This is a genomic window from Microbulbifer maximicatervae (SeqCode) (genome assembly GCF_052467325.1).
Genome location: NZ_CP174310.1, coordinates 1441205 through 1459119, shown reverse-complemented (window position 1 = coordinate 1459119; position 17915 = coordinate 1441205). Strand labels below are relative to the sequence as shown.

The window sequence follows — 17915 nt, the reverse complement described above, 5'->3', positions numbered from 1 at the left end:
CTACGGGCCCTAAGGGAAGTTCTTGTGAAAACGCAGGGATTTTTCTAAGTTCTTATTGAGGGCAATTTATAAAATGGAAAAACCACCGGCAATGATTACTGCTGGTGGTTTCATTGATTGACTAAAGCCTTTCCCTGACTAAAACATGCCTCGCAATCCAACACTAAAGTTCCGCCCCGGCAGTGGAGCAAGTTCCTTTAGGAAGGATGAATGCACGTAAGCTAACTCGTCAGTTAGATTGTTAGCCTTCAGATAAACGGTGAGGTCGTGTTGGCTTCCTTGAAAAGTGTATGCAAGCTCAGTATTCAAAAGTGTGTAAGCAGCGGTGCTGGTTTCCAGTTCTGATACTTTGTTTTGCTCAAACGCGTGCGTAATCTCAATTCCTGCATCCCATCCATTGGAGCTATAACTTAACATACCGCCCAATCGTGCAGGTGGAGTGCGAGGCAGGTTACCTCCGTCATCTAACTTTCCACGAACAGTGTCTCCCCACAGTGTTAATGTGAGTGGCTTGGATATTTGCCAGGCAAATTCAGCTTCTAGCCCGTAGAGTGTCGAATCAGCTTGATCGAAGACATAAACGGGTAATTCGCCATGATCGTGACTCTCTTCTTCCTCATCGTGATCGTGTTCTTCAATATCTTCGCTGGTGTAGCCCGTATTTCGCTCGTAGTAGAAATTATCAACCTGGTTGTAGAATAGATTCAGCACCCAGCCGATATTTCCGGAATGCCGGCGAAAACTGAGGTCAATGTTGTTGGAAACCTCTTCCTCAACATTGTTCTCGTAGTAAAAATAGGGCTCTTCTGTGTCATCCAGTCTAAATAGTGCGCCGACTTCGAAGGTGCTGGTGCCAATATGGGGACCATAAGAAAAAAGTTCAGCGGCACTGGGTGCTCGTTGGGCGTGGGTAAAAGAGATGCCGGCATTGTAATTAGCGGCAATGTCCCAGACCAAGCCGGCAGAAAAGCTATAGGGTGTGAAAGCTAACTTATCGAGATTTCCCCCCTCCCAGTCATCATCGGTGGCTTCGATAGTGACTCTTTCGATTCGGGCTCCTAACTGCCATAGGAACTCTCCCGTGTGCTTTTCCTGTATTAGCCCAATCGCTGAGCTTTCCGTTGTGCTCGGCGGAGTGAATGCCTCTTCGCCTATTGCTTCAAAATCGGTGGTTTTGCTTTCCAGGGTTATTGCACCACGCCAGCCGGCCATCTCTTGCAGCAGCAGGTTGACCCGTGCTTGCAGTGTTTGATTACTGAATGTCGTACCGATAGCGTTGTTTTCGATCTCAGAATGTTCGTAGTCTGTGTAGCCAATTCTGGCATCCAGGCCGCTCAACCATGGGTTATCCAGTGACAGTTCGCTAGCCAATTGCCAGCGGTCCTGTTTCAAGTCAGAGACTACTTCTAACTCTTCTTCATGCTCGTCATGATGCTCTGACTCATCTTCCTCGTGTTCCTCATGTTCTTCAGCGTGCGAATGGCTGTGCCCGGGAATACCGTTAATTCGCTCCAGGCGTCCATAGGCAAGGCCGATTGAACCATTATCTAAAAACCAGTTGCCACCGATGTTGAACCCTTTGCTTTTTGAGTCACTGTTCTCTAATACCCCACTGGATTCTTCGCCATAGTCGCTTGAGGTGGGAATTTCATAGTCGTCACTTTTGCGCCAGAAGCTGTCCACGTGATACGCCAGCTGATCATTGCCGCCGGTATGAGCCAGCGAGGCTTCGCGCTCATCTGCCACGGTATTGCTTCCCAGCGAATAAGCAGTCCTGTTTTCACTAGAGGTAGGGATCCGCTCATCTACCACATTGACTACGCCACCGATGGCTCCTGAACCATAAAATAAAGTGGCAGGCCCCCGCAGGATTTCTATCTGCTCTGCAGTAATGGTCTCAGTGGCGACGACATGGTCTGGGCCAACTCGGGAGGCATCGGCGCTATCGAGCCCATTTTGGGTAATCAGAACGCGGGGGCCGTTGAGTCCGCGGATGATGGGACTACTGGCTACTGGTCCAAAGTAGCTGGAATGAACCCCTACTTCATTCTTGAGGGTTTCTCCCAAAGTGGAGGCTTGTTTTCGACGCAGCTCTTCGCCGGCTACCACTGTTACTGGTTGTGCTGATTCAATGGTGGAAGCATGTAATGGTGTGGCTGTTACGTCAATTTGTTCGATAACAGTGTGTTGCAAGGTAACCTTCAGGGGCTCATCCTGACCAGCTTGTAAAATTACTGTCTTATGGCTGTGCCCCGGGGCATTGATATGGATCTCGCGGAGCTGTGAAGTATTCACCTCAAGTGAAAATCGGCCCTGCGCATCTGTTTGTGCCTGCTGTCTACTTCCCGCGACTTCAATACTAGCGCCATAGATGGGCTCTCCAGAAGAATCTAATACCTGGCCGGAAATCCCATGGGCCAGGTTAGATAGGGTCATCAGTGCGAAAAGGTTCGCAGTAAGTTTCATGAGTTATTCCTTATAAGATTTTTACGTCCAAGTGCACGCTAGTTACTCGTCGGCGGACCCGAAATCGAAAGTGAGCAGTAGTCGCAGTTGGCCGGGATCGACACTGGGTGAGCGATGGATTAGGCCGAATCCTTCATTGCCTTCCCAGAGTTCACCTTTGAGTAGAGCAACTGAGCCGCATGCCAAGTGATTGATGGAAGTTGAAGGAAATTCCTGGTTAGCCTTTAAGTCGAGCGTATTTGGGTCAATAGAGTCTGGAGTCAGCCACTCTGTACCTGTACCTAAATATGTCGTAATCAATCGGCAGGGCACCCGATCTACATGAAACTTGGGGCACATTGCACTGTTCAGGGTTGTTAAACGAATACCGACTCCACTTAGCTCAAATAGGTAACTGAACATATCTGCCAGTAGCTGGATATCAGCACATAGGTGCGGGTAGGGCTTAAGCTCCGGTAATACTTCAGCGAGACGGTCAATCTTGGTGGTGGGAAGCAGAATCCGGCGGTTGGGGCGTACACCACTATTTAAGAGGGTGCGGCAATCACTGGCTATGCTACTGGGCAGTTCCCGTTGCCAGATGGCCATATTGATATCAGCTTGGAAAATATCTGTTAAAACTTCTCCAATATCTGCAGATACGGCCCGACGGATATTTGGCAGGTCTGCCTCTGACAGTCCTTCCTCTTTCGGAGCCAGTTCAGCACTTGGAGTTTGTGTGATAAGTGTCTCATGGCTTCTTTCTGTAAAGTCGGTCAGGCTCAAGCTAATCTCCAATTAAGTAACTTCGGCTAATAAACACTATTTTCAGGGGCTTTAATTGCTTTGCTCTCTGCTGTGGCGGGCGCTGCAATACCTAAATTCCTCACTCGACTACCCACTCCTTAATACAGGTTATGATATAACATATCATATTGAGAATGGTCGGCCTTGGCAACCTCCAACATTGGGGTGAATCAAGCTTGAAGACCGAATTCATCAGGAGTTCTGACAGCTGGAGGGAACCTTGGTGAGGCGTATTGACCACTGCCTGGCGCAAGTAGATTATTCGGCGATGTTCTTTTTAGCAGCAAAACTGTTTATCGCAGATTTCTTTCTTGCTGTCGTCGTAATTCACATTTTGCTCAGATTTGATTGAATCAAAATGATACGGTATATCAATTGTGTATTTATGGTTTATCCCACTTGAGTGGAGGAGCCTGGGAAATAATGGCAATGACTGGCAGGATTTAGCTAGGGGTGCAGCTTCGTGCCGGCCTGCAGCTGGGGAGGGTGTGTTACTCTGTCAGCCTGCCGTGTTTATGAGTGAATTTTCGGTGTACCGGAAAAGACAGGGTTAGCGTTGGGAAGTACCCAAAATTAACCTGTTATTTTTTAAATATTGCTGAGTAAATATGAAAATAAATAATTCTATTGTTTACGGGGTTGCAACTGCTGCATTATTTGCTGGAGCGAGTTGCGCCAGCCTCGCCGCAGAGAAAGAGAGTGTTTCGACTGAAGGCATGTGGCAACCTCACCAGTTGCCTGAGCTGTCCAAAGAGCTTCGCACTCATGGCCTGGAGCTGGACCCAGCCAGCATGACCAAGCTTACCGAATTTCCAATGAACGCGGTGATCAGCCTGGGGGGATGTTCCGCTTCCTTTGTCTCCCCCACGGGATTGGTGATTACCAACCACCACTGCGCCTACGGTTCAATTTCATACAATTCAACTGAATCCAAGGATTTACTGGCTGAAGGTTTCCTGGCCGGAGATTTGTCTGAAGAGCTGCCTGCTGCACCGGGCTCCCGCGTCTACGTCACCGTTGCAATGAACGAAGTAACGGACAAGGTTAACGAACGCCTGACAGATGAGATGGATGGTGCTGCACGTTTTGCCGCAATCGAAGAAGCGGAGAAGTCGCTGGTTTCCGAGTGTGAAAAAGATCCGGGCCATCGTTGTGAGGTCTATAGCTACTACGGCGGTTTGAACTACTACCTGGTCAAGCAGCTGGAAATCCGCGATGTGCGCTTGGTTCATGCGCCGGCGTCTTCGATTGGCAAATTCGGCGGCGATATCGATAACTGGATGTGGCCTCGCCATACTGGCGATTACGCTTTCTACCGCGCCTATGTTGGCAAAGATGGTAAACCGGCTGATTATTCCAAAGATAATGTCCCTTACGAGCCCAAGCACTATTTGCCTGTAGCGGCAAAAGGGCCTAAAGAAGGTGATTTCGTGATGGTTGCCGGTTATCCGGGGCGTACAAACCGTTATCGCACTGCCCAGGAAGTGGAAAGCAACTTCAACTGGTATTACCCAAACATGCAGCGGGTATTGGGTGAGTGGTCAGAAACGATTGGTGCGGCTACCGCCGACAATAAAGATGCAGAGTTAAAGTATGCCAGTCTCGTGGCAGGCTTGAATAATTACTCTAAAAACTTTACCGGCATGATGGAGGGATACCAGCGTAGCGATCTATTGCAGCGTAAAGAAAAGCTGGAAAAAGATTTGCAGGCCTGGGTGGATTCAGACAAAGCCCGCCAGAAAAAATACCAGTCTACTATTGATGACCTTGAGGCGCTGGTTGTAGAAAAAGAATCAACTCGTGAACAGGACCTGGCCATCGATTATATGGATCGTTCAGCCATGCTGGGTGCCGCAAGCAAACTGTATCGATTGGCTAAAGAGAACGAAAAACCCGATGCTGATCGCAAGCCGGGTTATCAGGAACGGGATCTAACCCGATTCAAAGAGGGCATGCGTCGTATAGAACGCAGCTATCACCCATCAGTCGACAAGCAGATCTGGCTTTACTTCCTGGACCGTTACCAGGCGCTCCCTAAGGAGCAGCGTATAGCCAGCTTTGATCGTTACTTGAATATCGGCAAAGGCAATACTGACTTAGAGGCAACTCTCGACAAAATGTATAAGGAAACAGAGCTTTCCAATGTCGAGGTACGTGAAGCGTGGATCGGTAAAAAGCCCGAAGACTTCAAAGAGAGCAAGGATCCGTTTATCCAGCTGGCAGTGGCCATGTACGATGATATGCTTACGCGTGAAGAGCATGAGGAGTCCATGAAAGGGCGCTTCGCCCAATTGCGCCCACAGTATATGGAGATGCTGATAGATTATTACCACTCCCTAGGTAAGCCGGTCTACCCGGATGCAAATAGCTCTCTTCGCGTGACTTATGGCCTGGTTAAAGGCTATGAGCCACCAGCTGGAACAATTAAAGAGGCAGCAGATGGTAATGACGGTAAACAAGGCTTTGTACCTTTTACAACATTGCGTGGTATTAAGGCAAAGTATACCGGCGAGGACCCCTTTGATGCTCCCAAGGCTTTGATGGAAGCGATCGATAAGAAGAACTATGGCCGTTACTATGAAAAGCAGCTGGATTCAGTACCGGTTAATTTCCTAAGTACCGTAGATATTACGGGCGGTAACTCAGGATCTCCGACAATGAATGGTCGTGGCGAGCTGGTGGGAGTCGTATTTGACGGAACATACGATAGCATCAATGCTGATTGGGACTTCACCGATAGTACCCGGGCGATTCATGTCGATATCGCTTATATTCTCTGGGTAATGGAGAATATTGACGGGGCCGGATACTTGGTTCGGGAGATGGGCCAGTAGCCGGCAATCGATGAAGTAGTGTCCTCGGGTGAGCAGCGCTCGCCGGGGACATTATTCTGTGTAAGGTTGTATGTTATCCACTTCCATACTGTAAGCCGCAGTTCCGAACTCGCTTTCTATCTTCAATGTTCTCAGTTTCCCTTCTATAGAGAAAGGTTCGTACAGAGCGTCAACTTGAACTCCCTCAGAAAAACTGCCATGGATAACCTGATTTGGAGGTGGGGGCGGCAGGTGGATACAGGCTCCGAAGTAGGGAACAAAAAGGAAATTGGAAATTGTTAATTCGTCATTGAATTCAATTGGAACTATAAACCCAGCAATACGTATCTGTTGGTTGTCGAACTCTGGTTTTATTCGAGTGGAAGTCAAAGCGGCTTGGTAACGGCTTTCATTTTCGCTCGTAGAGGCAATAGCTGATGTGTTAGGCATTGAGTCGGCAGTGGAGCCTTCAACAATATCATCTATGTATTCTGGTGGGTTGAGTAACGCATCCAGATCATCTTTCGGGATTAACTCTTCCCAGCTGACTTCGCGATAATTGATACTTACTTGTTTGACTTGAGTATGTTCTGCAACTGGGGGCGAAATTGGACGAGTTTCAATTCGACTGTCACAGGCAGCAGTGAGTAGTGCGGTGGTCAGGGTGCAGGCTGCCGAAAGGGGAGTTCTGTTCATGGCTCGGATTTATTTACTATACAAAATGATGTGATATATCATTATATATCTGTTTGCAAAAATCCATGCTGTAAATGAGGTAAAAGATGAATGCCTTCACTACAAGACCTCAACTTGCTATTGAGGTGGAGCAGTTGCGCTTCGCCTATCGTAAAGGCCCGGCAGTTTTAGAAGTCCCCTATTGGTCGCTACCAGTGGGGGAGCAGGTGTTTTTACGCGGCCGATCCGGTAGTGGCAAGTCAACGCTGCTGAACCTCCTGGCAGGCATTCTGGTTACAAAATCGGGGAGCCAAAAGGTTCTAGGCCAATCGTTGGATGAACTGAGCGAGCGCAAGCGGGATCGCTTCAGGGCGAGACATATTGGCGTTGTATTTCAGCGCTTTAACCTAATTCCCTATTTGAGTGTGGAGGACAATATTCGTGTCGCTACCCACTTTTCTGGTTTCCGTGGCGATTTTCGCGGCAGGGTTAATGAGCTGCTAACGGGGCTCTGTTTAGGAGAGGAAATTTTACCCAAGAAAGTGGCCAGCTTGAGTGTCGGACAGCAACAGAGGGTGGCAATCGTGCGGGCATTGATCAATGAACCGCAGTTATTGCTGGTTGATGAGCCTACATCTGCTTTGGACCCTGAAGCGAGAGATGCTTTTGTCCAGTTGTTGATGACTGCATGTCAGCAAAAGAAATGCACTCTGATCTTTGTCAGCCACGATAGCTCTTTGGAACGACACTTCCCTCTGGTTATGGATATGCGCGAAATAAATATTGCCTGGAAACTTAGGCCCGAGTGGGACACTGCACCAGAGGCTTTAGCCGATGTTTTTTAAACTTGCTTGGCAAAGCCTGATGCAGCGTAAGGGTAGTGTGTCACTGGCCGTATTGTCTGTAGCAATCAGTTTGATTCTAATGTTGGGGATCGAGCAGTTGCGAAGCCATACTAAAAACAGCTTTAGTCGAACTGTGTCAGGGGTAGACCTTATTGTTGGGGCGCCTACGGGACAATTGAATCTCTTGTTATACAGCGTATTCCATATTGGGAATGCCAGTAATCATATTTCATGGGATAGCTACCAGGAACTTTCTCACTTACCCCAGGTAGGTTGGGCGATACCCCTATCCCTGGGGGATTCGCACCAAGGTTACAGGGTGGTGGGAACCTCAACGGGATTTCTCGATCACTATCGGTATGGGAATAAGAGGCCATTGGAGCTATCAACCGGCCAGAATTTTATCGATACTTTTAGTGTCATATTGGGGGCGGAGGTCGCTCGGGAACTCAACTACCAACTTGATGACACTCTCACATTGGCGCACGGTTTGGTTGGAACGCGCTTCACAGAGCATGGTGAAAACCCCTTTATCGTTAGTGGCATACTCAAGCCTACTGGTACACCAGTAGATCGAGCACTCTATGTAAGCTTGGCGGGACTGGAAGCCGTTCATGGTGCTGATGCGGAGCACGATGATCTGGTGCCTAATAACATTACTGCCTTCTTACTCGGGCTTAATTCCCCTATAGCTACATTTCAGGTACAGAGAAAAATAAACGAATATTCGAAGGAGCCGCTGCTGGCAATATTGCCGGGCATTGCACTATCGGAGCTTTGGCAGATATCCGGTGGTATAGAAACGGTATTATTTTTTGTCTCAGCTATGGTGGTTTTGGCTGCATTACTTGGCTTATGTATCTTACTACTTTCCACGATGCGCGAGCGCAGACTGGAGATAGCACTACTGAGAACTGTAGGTTCTGGCCCTTTGTTTTTATTCCTATTGATCCAGACTGAGGCATTTTTGGTTTTACTTTTAGGTGCGACAATTGCTGTTTCTGGATTGATAATGGGAGGCTGGCTGGTTGAGCCAATTCTGACAGATAAATTTGGAATCTATTTGGACGGCGTTGTTATAGGCGAACATACGATTGTGCTTTTAGCTTTAGTACTGGTAAGCACATTAATTGTGGCTGCTATTCCCGCTATAAGTGCATGCCGCCAGTCTTTGGGGGATAGTGATCTTCTGCATTGACTAGAAGGTGAGGCGGAGCCAAATTCAGAGTAAGACTTTCTCTAGATTTTGATGTCAGAGGTAACCGAATATCTTTTATTTTATGGGCGATATTAGCTTTGTAATTTCTATATATATTTGCTTTGTTGCCTTTCCATACCATTCGTGATCCTATTTCCAGGCTGCGAGCTTTTCCTGTCACTGGGACTATTTATATCCCGTGGCTTGTAGCAGCCTACAAACACTATCTAATAATTTTTCATGACAAGGAAATAGTTTTGAATAGGATAATACTAACAATCTTAATGTTGCTGGGTAGCCTCAATATATTTGCTTCAACCCCAGATATTGAGCAGGCCAGAGATTCCTTAGAGATTGTGAAAGAATTAACCCCCTGGCCTTGGGAAGAGCCGGTAACTCCAATTATTGAAGAGTATATGGCAGCTGAATTCGATCAATACTCGGGGATGGCAAAATCCCACTATATGGTTGAAGAATTACTGATGCACAAGTGGGGCCAGACAATCACAGAATTTATTGTATTAGCTGAACTTCTGTACACGTTTCAGCCAGAAGATTACCAGGAGCAATACAGGCCGGAATTTGATGCCGCTATTGCCGACCTGAATCTATTCAGATTGGCAATTAATGAGTTACTGCTTCCCCATGTACCCGGTTATAAACTGAAACAGCAAATTTTGACTAAGCGCTTTGATGGCGAGGGTATGGTAATTGCTGTCTTTGATTTGTTTGATCCGACACGCTTACAAGAGCAGCGCGAACAGTATCCCAATATTGAAGCAGAAGTTGCATTTGGTGATCCCATTACTTTCCTTCATGGTAACACCGTAATTGATATCATTTTGGATATTGCCCCTAAGGCAACTATTGTACCCGTTAGTGCTGAGAGCAAAACTTATAATGATGCAATGGCCTATATGCGGTATCGAGATGACATTAGTGTGATCAATATGAGCCGTGCATTCCATATCACCAATGACCAACTAGACCCAGAGTTTGCAGAGCATCTTTCCGCTATTTTACAAAGTAAGATTTTTACCAAGTCACTGGGAAATACAGGTACGGATCTTGAGCATAACAACTCCGATGTGAGAGAGCGCTTGGAACTACCGCCACTCGGCAGCTTCTTTACCTATGACCTGGATTTAATCAGGGCATTCCTTGCTCAGAATGAAGGGCAGGCCGGTGCTGAAAATTTGTTTTTTGCAATCAATCTCCAGCCATTCTCAAATGAGATCTCACTTACCGCGACGGTTCCGGGTTACAACCCCTTGGCTATTAAGCAGAGCTTTGCTATTGCCGGCGATGCAGTATATTCCGCTTCCAGTCAAAACTTTGAGTCCGGTAGCTCTTTTGCCGCTCCTCAACTAGCGGCTGTGAGTCTATTGCTCCTTGAAATGGCAGACTACTATGGCCTTAGCAGGGTAGAAGCTGCTCAACTAGTGAGCAAGTCATTGAAAGATAATGCTCGCCGCAGTTGGTTAGGTAACCACAACACCGGGCTTGGGTTCGTTGACGCCCACCGGGCTATGAGCACTATTCTGAGAGCGAATAGTAAATAAGCTTGATTTAGTCATCGAGTTGACTGAGAGTGCGCTGGCAGGTTGAATATTTGCAGCCTGCCAGCTACCTGTATAGATGGTACTGTGGGTAAAGGACGTGAATAGGAATAGGAGTGAATATTGAACATACTTTCTGCTCATATGGGGTCCTCATTCAATGAATTATCTCCACTGTTGCAATTTGCACACACTGGGGTGAAGAGGTTTGAGGGTTCTGTTGTAGTCAAGCGAGGTGGAGTTATTGCGAATACTATTTGTTCAATATTTCGATTTCCGAAGGCGAGTTCAAGTTCGCAGTTAGTTGTTGATTGTGGGCACTTTTCCGATCGGATGGATTGGGTGAGAGATTTCGATGGGTTCAAGATGAGTTCATCATTTTATTCAGAAAAAAATTACCTGGTGGAAAGGATAGGCCCTTTGGAAATGCAGTTTACCGCTCATAATGTCAACGGAGCACTTGAATATCAGTTTTCGAAAACGAAGCTATTAGGTATAGCTTTGCCCAAATTTCTTTGGCCCAAAGTCAAGGCATATGAAACAGAAAGTGAAGGGCGGTATCAATTCAGTGTCAGTGTGCACATGTTTTTAGTGGGGTTCATCTTGTCATATGCTGGAGAGCTGCATGTTAGGGCGGCAAGTTGAGTAGAAGTACTGTTGTATGAGAGCCCAAGTTGCACAGGGCTCCCCCTTACCTGCTTTTAGAGGCTTCAGTTAAACCTTTCAAAAACTTCTTACTGTCAGTGTATGCGCCAAAAACGCCCCCTTGCATAGTAATCATTTTCAGGGCTGCACCATGATTAACGATGTCTGTAGCACCTGTACAGTCTGTTAGTGTGATGCACTCAAACCCTCGATCATTCGCCTCTCTCATTGTGGTATGAACACAGACATCAGTAGTCACACCAACAAGAATTAGGTTTTGAATATTTCGCAGCTCTAATATAAGTTCCAGGTCAGTTGCAAAGAATGATCCTTTGCCGGGTTTATCTATAATTACTTCGCCTGGAAGTGGTTCCAGTTCTGAGATGATTTCCCAGCCGGGTTCTCCTCGAACGAGAATTCTTCCCAGAGGGCCCTGATCCCCGATTCCTGCAGCTATTTGGCGCGACCGCCAAAGCTTATTGGGAGGGAGGTCAGAGAGGTCAGGGCGATGCCCCTCTCTAGTGAAAATAATATAATAGTTCTCCGCGCGCATAGTATTTAAGATGGTTCTAATGGGTTGTATTGGCCGGCGCATTGCCTCTAAATCATACCCCATTTTGTCTACATACCCGCCTTCGCCGCAAAAATCAACTTGCATGTCGATAATGACAAGGGCGGTATTTTCTGGGCGCAGATCACCATTAAATGGCCAGTCATAAGGGTGTGCTTTCACGGGACCATTTTTATCCTGTGAGTCGTTGGTTCCAGGAATACTCATTATCAAGTTCTCAATTTTTTGAAAGACAAACTTATTGCTAATGCATAATAGCGTTGATTTTGAGCTTTCTTGTGAGGTAAGGCTTTTCCAGGCGTGCAATTCCTGTTTGATGGAAGTGTAACTGGGATTGTGTATGTGATATCAACTGTTTTAGTTGTGGATTTATATGTACTACTCTAATGCCGTTCCTCATTGTATATGCGGCGATATTTTTGGCATTTATTTTCCTGAGCATACATCAAGTCTATTGCGAGACTTACTAAATGACTCCTTTCCAGTGTGGTTTTACTTCAAGAAGTTTCATTAAATAGATGTATTACTCCATAAATTGTAATGGAGCATGTTAATATCTTTTGGGTAGCTACATACTTTAAATAAAGGAGATTTAGATTGAGGCGCTTTAAATGGTTTATTGCAGTTTTTGTTTTTGGTGTCAGTAGCTCGGTGATAGCTGAAGATGAAATCTCATGCGGAAAGCTATGTGCTTTCGTGCTTAAGAATAGTCGAACTTCTGAATATACGGTAATCAATAGGGAGAGGGCAGCCAGGCAGTTCACACCATTCTCTACTTTTAAGGTTCCCAATACCCTTATTGCACTTGACTTGGGTTTAGTTGAGAACCTGTTACAAGAGCTAACCTATAATCATGACAAATACCCGGCTAAAGCGTGGTGGCCTGCAATCTGGTCAGAAAGGCCTTTGACAATTCGCGAAGCATTTCAAAATTCAGCGGTTCCGATCTATCAGCAATTAGCAACGGAGATTGGCGCTAAGAGAATGAATCGGTATTTGGCAGGTTTTAATTATGGTAATCGGGATGCTTCGTCTGGTATTGATACCTTCTGGCTCAATGAGAGTATCAAAATATCAGCGTTGGAGCAGGTAGACTTCCTGGAGCGTTTATTTACTGGTCAATTACCTGTATCGCAGTCAGCTATAGATAAATTTAAAGAAGTGATGCTGGTAGAGGAGACTGATACCTATAAGTTATATGCAAAAACAGGAGGAGGGCCATTAGCTAAGAATAAGGCTTTAGGCTGGTATATTGGAATTGTAGAGTCCAATAACAATATTCATTATTTTGCGATTAACATAGATGGCAGCAGTTTTCGGGAAGTACAAAAGAAAAGAATTGAAATTGCCAGAAAAAAACTATCTGAGTTGGGGGTTATTTAGGCTCTTTATAGCGAAGCTGTGGTACGTCTGTTTTTGCAATGGTTAGTGCTTTTTGATTGATTGTTGTGAGTCAATCGGCATAATGGCGATCAAATTCACTTTCATATGGAGCTTCCTATGGGAACTCAAGCTGTAAAAGTTATATTTGCTCTACTCATCAGCACCTTTTGCTCATTATGCCTGGCTGGCGATAAAGTTGCCAATTTGGATAAGCTTCTGCTTGTATCGGGTTTCACTAAGCAAGCTGAGGGGTTTCCTGAGCTAGTAAAATCTGGATTTGCGGAAGGCGTACAGCAGGGTGTACCAATTCCTCAGGATAAACTGCAAAAGATTCTTGAAAGTGCAGATAATACGATTTTACCGTCCATCATTATGGGTGAAGTGCGCTCGTCACTGAGTACTTCTCTGACCGATAAAGATGTTGAGGTCTTATTGGCTTGGTATGAGTCAGATATCGGTAAGAAAATTACCAAGGCTGAAGAGGAAGGAAGCTCTGAAGAGGCATTCCAGAATTTGATGGCTAATGCTCAGCAGTTGATGGCTGACACAAAGCGCGTTGAAATGGCAACTCGTATTGATCAGCTTGTTGGTGCTACCGATATGGCGATGGAGATGCAGATCTCTACGAGTATTGCTGTCTATTCCGCAGTGATGGCAGTGATGGCTCCCGGACAAGAGATCAATCTGGATGCTTATAAGGCGCAAATGGAGGCAATGAAGCCCCAGATGCGTCAAAATGTTGAGCAATTTATTACTCTCTCTTTCGTGCAAACTTATCAAGGCTTAGACGATGCAAGCTTAGCGAAATATGAGGAGTTCTTGAGTCAACCAGAAGCCAAAAAATTCAACTCCTCTTCAATGGCAGGGCTTAACAAAGCTCTAACACAAGTAATCGGCCGTTGGTCCGGTGATACGGTTTCTATACTTAAGAGCGAAGCGAACTGATTATAAGGTAGAGAACTCCTGAATATCTTTATATTTCTTAATTAGAGCATTTAGGGGGTTCTAGGCTTACCGCCTGCATCCATATTAGCTGTAAAGGAAGCAGGCGGTATAACCATCACACTTTAACCCTTCCACTCTACCCCCTAAAGAGTCTCATAGGCTTGTCAGCTATTTGATAAAATAACTTTTAAATTCAGATCATTATATTCTCTTGTACTTCGACAGTCCGATTCGCTGGAATACGGTAATAGTCTATAGTACTGCTTGAATTCCTTACCATGGCGGCAAAGATTCGCTCTCTCCAATTTGCCATCTTGCTATAGCCGCCTTTAACAGGAAATATATTGTATCGGCAGGTAAAGAAAGAAGACTTACTTGGATCTATATCCAAAAGGTGCATTTTGTTGAGTTTATTTATGGCTCCTTCGACATCTGGGCGTTCCATATATCCATAGCGTAAGATTAGCCTGAAACATCCCTCTCTTATCTTGCTAATGATTGCTCGGTTCTTTGGGAGTACTTTTGGGGTGTTGGCCGACGTAACGGTTAGGAAAAGGTTCTTTTCGTGAAGGACACTGTTATGTTTCAAATTGTATATCAGGGCATGAGGTACAAAGAGTTGATTGGTTCCCACAAATATCGCTGTTCCAGGTACTCGTAATGGGGGATTATCAAAAAGTGAGTTTAAATAGGGTTCCAATTTATAATTCTTACCCTGCAAGTAACAATTTATTGCTTTTTTTCCATCTCTCCAAGTAATCATCAGCATCGCAATAAAGGCGGCTAAACTAATAGAGAACCAACCCCCGTGGCCAATCTTTGCCAGGTTTGAAGCAACAAAGGCAAAATCAATAAAGGCAAAGAATGAGCCGACAGCCAAGCAAATTATCAAGTTGTATTTGAGGTAGTGGCGATAAACGATTGCTGCAATACAGGAGGTAATCAACATTGCACCACTCACTGACACACCATAAGCACTGGCAAGGTGGACTGAGCTTCCAAAGAGAATTGCCACCAGTATTACCGCTGTCATTAATAGGTAATTGACGCCGGGCATGTAGACTTGTCCCGCGAGTGCTGATGACGTGTGCCGGATGGCAAAACGGGGCATCAAGCCAAGCTGGATTCCTTGTTTTGTCAGGGAGAAGGTCCCCGAGATACAGGCCTGGGAAGCGATGCAGGTTGCTACAGTTGCAAGAATAATCATTGGGTAGAGCGACCAGTCCGGGTACATCCGGTAAAAGGGGTTGTCTACCGCAGAGGTGTCACTAATAAGTAGAGCGCCCTGTCCCATATAGTTCAACACCAGGGCGGGGAACACCAAACCTATCCAGGCAATTCTTATAGGCATGCGTCCAAAATGCCCCATGTCGGTATATAGAGCCTCTCCTCCGGTAAACACCAGTAACACTGCACCTAATATCCAGAATGAAGCCATGCCATGGTTAGTGAGGAAGCTCACAGCATGCAGGGGATTAATGGAGTGGAGGATTACAGGGTTCTGGAGCACCCAGTAAAGGCCCGCGAGCAGCAAAACTAAGAACCAGATGGCGGTAATCGGGCCGAACAGTTTCCCTACGGTTTCGGTGCCGAAGCGCTGTACAAAAAACAATCCAAAGAGTATGCCGATAGAAATTGGCAGGATAAACGGTTTTAGAGTCTTGTTGACTATCTCCAGTCCTTCGACTGCGGAGAGTACGGAGATGGCTGGTGTGATAACGGCATCACCAAAAAATAGTGCCGCCCCACAGATCCCGCCGCCGATAATGAGCTTTCTTAATAATTCTCGCCCTTTTGTCGCTTCCAGGGCCAGTGTCATCAGCGCCATGATCCCACCTTCCCCTCGGTTGTCCAGGCGCATTACCAATATGACGTACTTAATAGTGACAATGAGGGTAAGTGCCCAGAAGACAGCAGAGACCCCACCAATAATGGTTTCGGTGTTATGGGGAATTCCAAACCGGGGATGGAAAATCAGTTTAAAGGCGTAGAGTGGGCTAGTGCCGATATCACCAAATACAACCCCGAGAGCGGCAAGTGATAGAACCCAGTGTTTTCTTGCGCCTTCTGAGCGAGATTCCATTTGCAACTCTTATCATCCGGTGTCATACAAAGGCAGTGATTTAAGACTTATCAGGGAGTTTGCTGTCATCACTTGGATGGTGGATATCAGCGCGCAAGAAATTAATTTTCCCTGAGACTGATCTTAGCAATACATTACCAAGGCACCATGTGAGCTACTGTGCAGGGTGCAAACTTACGAGCCGATAAAGTGAGATGTAAGAGAGGTATCCGCGTAATTGAGCAATCGTGTCAGGCAGTTATAAAAACAGCTCTTTTGGCGGGGATCTTATTGTTAGTAAGGCGGGACTACAGGAGCCTCCCCAATGAAAGCATCGGACCTTTTTATTCGTGCCCTGGAGAAAGAGGGCGTTGAGTATATCTTCGCGATTCCTGGTGAGGAAAACCTGGATATGCTGGAGTCTTTGCGGGGCTCAAAGATAAAACTAATTGTCACGCGCCATGAACAGGGTGCCGGTTTTATGGCTGCCACCTATGGTCGGCTTACGGGCAAGCCAGGTGTCTGTATGTCTACTTTAGGTCCGGGGGCCACGAATCTGGTGACTGCCGCAGCTTATGCCCAGCTCGGTGGAATGCCGATGGTGATGGTCACCGGTCAAAAACCTATCAAAAGTTCCAAGCAAGGGCAGTTTCAGATTATTGATATTGTTGACATGATGCGCCCCCTGACCAAATTCACCAAGACAATCGTGGGGGGCGACTATGTGCCAGCTCATGTCCGTGAAGCCTTTCGGCAATCTGAAGAGGAGCGGCCGGGGGCAACCCACTTGGAATTTCCTGAAGATATTGCCCGTGAACACTCCACCATGCCGGTCTTGGAGCCCAGCTATAACCGCAGGCCAATTGCCGAAGAGAAGGCAGTGCGTAAAGCTGCAGAAGCGATTGAGGCATCCCGTAAACCTCTGCTGTTGGTGGGAGCAGGCGCAAACCGTAAATTAACCGCCAAAATGTTGCGCAAGTTTGTCGACAAGCTGGGTATTCCGGTGGTGACAACTCAGATGGGTAAGGGAGTAATTGATGAATCGGGACCGCACTTTATTGGCAATACCGCGCTATCCGACGGGGATTTTGTTCACCGGGCCATTGAGCAGGCCGACCTGATTATCAATGTGGGCCACGATGTTGTAGAAAAGCCGCCTTTCTTTATGCGTCCCGGTGGCCCGGAAGTTGTACATATCAACTTCAATTCAGCGCAGGTGGATCCGGTCTACTTTCCGCAGATAGAGGTGGTTGGCGATATTGCCAACAGCTTGTGGCAGCTGGACCAGCACTTGGAACCCCAGGATCACTGGAGCTTTACCGATGCGCACCGTATCCGTGCCGCGCTTCAAAAGCATATCCAGGAGGGCTCAAATACCACCACTTTCCCAATTCGTCCGCAACGACTGGTGAAAGACCTCCGCGAAGTAATGCCGGAGAAGGGCATTATTGCGCTTGATAATGGCATGTTCAAAATATGGTTCGCGCGAAATTACCCGGCTTTAGCCCCCAATACCGTGCTGCTCGACAACGCACTGGCAACGATGGGGGCGGGCTTGCCTTCGGCAATGGCCGCCAAGTTGGTGTGCCCAGACCGCCGTGTGGTCGCTATCTGTGGGGATGGGGGCTTTATGATGAACTCCCAGGAGATTGAAACGGCGGTTCGCTTAAAGCTTGACCTTATCGTACTTATTTTGCGCGATGATGCCTACGGTATGATCAAGTGGAAGCAGGCGATGATGGAATTTGATGACTTTGGCCTGGATTTTGGTAATCCTGATTTTGTCGATTACGCAAAATCCTATGGTGCTCATGGCCACAGAATAACCGCCACGGATGAGTTTAAACCGATGATAGAAAAATGTTGCAGGGCGGGTGGGGTACACCTGGTGGATGTGCCTGTGGATTACAGTCACAACGACCGTATCCTGAATCATGAAATTCGCGAGTTGTCGAGTAAGTTGTAGG

At 46.6% G+C, this 17915-nt stretch carries 13 protein-coding genes; 8 read left to right on the top strand and 5 right to left on the bottom strand.

The features are described 5' to 3' along the window. Window positions 1-138 precede the first annotated feature (138 nt). Window positions 139-2466, bottom strand: coding sequence for a TonB-dependent receptor (locus tag ACJJIE_RS06650; RefSeq protein ID WP_444894021.1), 2328 nt, complete (start codon window positions 2464-2466; stop codon window positions 139-141). Window positions 2467-2508: 42 nt separating this feature from the next. After that, window positions 2509-3231 carry a DUF1826 domain-containing protein gene (locus ACJJIE_RS06645; protein WP_444894020.1) on the bottom strand — a complete coding sequence of 241 codons (723 nt, stop codon included), beginning with the start codon at window positions 3229-3231 and terminating at the stop codon, window positions 2509-2511. 629 nt (window positions 3232-3860) lie between these two features. Here ACJJIE_RS06645 and ACJJIE_RS06640 point away from each other — a divergent pair. Further along, window positions 3861-6086 (top strand): S46 family peptidase, encoded by a 2226-nt coding sequence (locus tag ACJJIE_RS06640; protein ID WP_282933000.1) that lies wholly within the window; start codon window positions 3861-3863, stop codon window positions 6084-6086. A 51-nt stretch (window positions 6087-6137) separates the two neighbouring features. On the opposite strand, the gene ACJJIE_RS06635 is transcribed toward ACJJIE_RS06640, so the two are convergent. Beyond that, window positions 6138-6761 carry a DUF3299 domain-containing protein gene (locus ACJJIE_RS06635; RefSeq protein ID WP_444894019.1) on the bottom strand — a complete coding sequence of 208 codons (624 nt, stop codon included), beginning with the start codon at window positions 6759-6761 and terminating at the stop codon, window positions 6138-6140. A gap of 86 nt (window positions 6762-6847) precedes the next feature. Here ACJJIE_RS06635 and ACJJIE_RS06630 point away from each other — a divergent pair, with 86 nt between their 5' ends. The 4 genes from ACJJIE_RS06630 (at window position 6848) to ACJJIE_RS06615 (ending at window position 10987) form a co-directional block, all read left to right on the top strand. Then, window positions 6848-7585 (top strand): ABC transporter ATP-binding protein, encoded by a 738-nt coding sequence (locus tag ACJJIE_RS06630; RefSeq protein WP_282932998.1) that lies wholly within the window; start codon window positions 6848-6850, stop codon window positions 7583-7585. Further along, window positions 7575-8783: an ABC transporter permease gene (locus ACJJIE_RS06625; RefSeq protein WP_444894018.1), complete on the top strand. Its 1209-nt coding sequence runs from the start codon at window positions 7575-7577 to the stop codon at window positions 8781-8783. Before ACJJIE_RS06630 ends, ACJJIE_RS06625 begins: the two co-directional genes overlap by 11 nt. Window positions 8784-9040: 257 nt before the next feature. Beyond that, complete coding sequence (locus tag ACJJIE_RS06620) at window positions 9041-10345, top strand: S8/S53 family peptidase (protein WP_282932996.1); 1305 nt, start codon at window positions 9041-9043, stop codon at window positions 10343-10345. A gap of 141 nt (window positions 10346-10486) precedes the next feature. After that, entirely contained in the window at window positions 10487-10987 is a 501-nt protein-coding gene (locus ACJJIE_RS06615) for a DUF4166 domain-containing protein (RefSeq protein WP_353057101.1), read from the top strand. 46 nt (window positions 10988-11033) lie between these two features. Here the strand turns inward: ACJJIE_RS06615 and biuH are convergent, their stop codons facing one another. After that, window positions 11034-11864, bottom strand: a complete 831-nt coding sequence (gene biuH, locus ACJJIE_RS06610; RefSeq protein ID WP_282932995.1) for a biuret amidohydrolase — start codon at window positions 11862-11864, stop codon at window positions 11034-11036. Window positions 11865-12155: 291 nt separating this feature from the next. Here biuH and ACJJIE_RS06605 point away from each other — a divergent pair, with 291 nt between their 5' ends. Then, window positions 12156-12941, top strand: a complete 786-nt coding sequence (locus tag ACJJIE_RS06605; RefSeq protein ID WP_282932994.1) for a penicillin-binding transpeptidase domain-containing protein — start codon at window positions 12156-12158, stop codon at window positions 12939-12941. 117 nt (window positions 12942-13058) lie between these two features. Continuing rightward, window positions 13059-13886: a DUF2059 domain-containing protein gene (locus tag ACJJIE_RS06600; RefSeq protein WP_444894017.1), complete on the top strand. Its 828-nt coding sequence runs from the start codon at window positions 13059-13061 to the stop codon at window positions 13884-13886. Window positions 13887-14079: 193 nt separating this feature from the next. Here ACJJIE_RS06600 and ACJJIE_RS06595 read toward each other — a convergent pair whose 3' ends face one another. Further along, entirely contained in the window at window positions 14080-15969 is a 1890-nt protein-coding gene (locus ACJJIE_RS06595) for a potassium transporter Kup (RefSeq protein WP_282932992.1), read from the bottom strand. Between the two features lie 304 nt (window positions 15970-16273). On the opposite strand from ACJJIE_RS06595, the gene ACJJIE_RS06590 reads away from it, so the two are divergent. Further along, a complete protein-coding gene (locus ACJJIE_RS06590; RefSeq protein ID WP_444894016.1) occupies window positions 16274-17914 on the top strand; it encodes an acetolactate synthase large subunit in 1641 nt (546 codons plus the stop codon). The last annotated feature ends 1 nt before the right edge of the window (window position 17915 follow it).